The sequence below is a fragment of the Methylorubrum salsuginis genome (genome assembly GCF_900114375.1).
GTDB lineage: Bacteria > Pseudomonadota > Alphaproteobacteria > Rhizobiales > Beijerinckiaceae > Methylobacterium > Methylobacterium salsuginis.
In genome coordinates, this window is the sequence record NZ_FOSV01000060.1 from 1 (window position 1) to 1,365 (window position 1,365).

1 protein-coding gene is annotated in these 1,365 nt (G+C 46.7%); it reads right to left on the reverse strand.

What is annotated here, in order from left to right:
• Window positions 1-107: 107 nt before the first annotated feature.
• Window positions 108-1,365, reverse strand: a 1,258-nt coding sequence (locus tag BM140_RS25640; RefSeq protein ID WP_207549512.1) for a hypothetical protein, incomplete at its 5' end; no start/stop codon positions are given.

Below are 1,365 nucleotides of genomic sequence, written 5' to 3' on the forward strand. Positions count from 1 at the left end.
ACAAGTCCGCCATAGCGCGCCTCCCTGCCTCGAAACCAGCCATTGAACCCGCGTTCCGAAGACAGATCAATGGCTTGATGCGGTTTTGACCCTAAACCAGCCGTAGATTAATCTTTGTCAAGTGGAAGCCGTCTTTGCAATGATTTGCGCTTGCCACTACCTTGGTAGTTCCTTGTATTGAAATGCATTCCTTCATTGATGATCTTTTCCTTGATATAAGGCCAGAGATCATCGACTACCCTTCTCATTTCAAAGTTTTCTTTACGGGTTTCTGTCGCGACACTCGAACGAGTTTTAACTTCCGGTTGGTCCTGTAATGGAATGTTTATGTTCACTCCCGGATATATAGCTACTGAGACAATGCGTTGCTGTTTTATTTTCAAATGAACGTAAGGGTCGCTCAAATGACTGTCAATCAAGCACACGGCCTCATCCAATGCAAAGTCGCAAATTGGAGCTTCATCCAGATGGAACGGCCGATTTATTTCTCTATAAACAAGCCTTCCTAAGCCAACGAAGCTTGATGACCAAGGGATCACAACACCTACGCCCCCAATAATATAGGTCCAAGCTAATACCTCAGGCAGTTCATCCGAAATAGACTCGGCTAAACCAACGCTTGATTGACCGCCAGCAGCGACCGTGGCAACGTATCCAGCCATAAAACATAAGATTTCACGGTATGATCCGTCCGAATTGCTTGCAGCATTTGTTAAAAGGTCAAAAATCTTCACCCGCTCTTCGGGGCTTCGATTAGAAAAGCTCGGCAAAAACGAAAAAATCTCATCATTGTCTAATCCGCCCCAAATTGCGGCGGCCTCATCGTCATCGCGTTGACGACGAGCGCTATCCAATATCTTAAGCAACCTCACAGTTTGTCGCTTTGGATTTAATGTGCCTTTGGCATATTCATTGAGGCTTTCCCATATTGGCTTAAGCTTGCTAATGATAGCGCTATTGTTTTCGGCACCACGAACAAAGCGGTTACACTCAGTATAACGATTGACACTATCAGCTAATGGGGTTTGGGGCCACAATGCAGCTGTCCTAGCTACTGCGAATGTTGCTGTAGCCAAGCACGCTGCCAATTTTAATGCCTCGACAGGTCGATTAGCTAATAATTGCGCTTCTGCTATAGCTAGGCCACTCCAACACGTAGCTATATGAGAGATTGAAGAGTAGAGCGTTGTTTCCTTAACCAAACCAAACGATTGAGGATCAAAAATGTGGCACCAGGATGAAATAGGTGACAACTCATCTCGCAACGATGATGACCTGACCGGCTGGCTTTGGACCGGGCTGATTGAGAGGATCAGCCAGGACTGAAGGAGTCGGACATGCGGCGAGGTCAGAAGACGAGCGCGG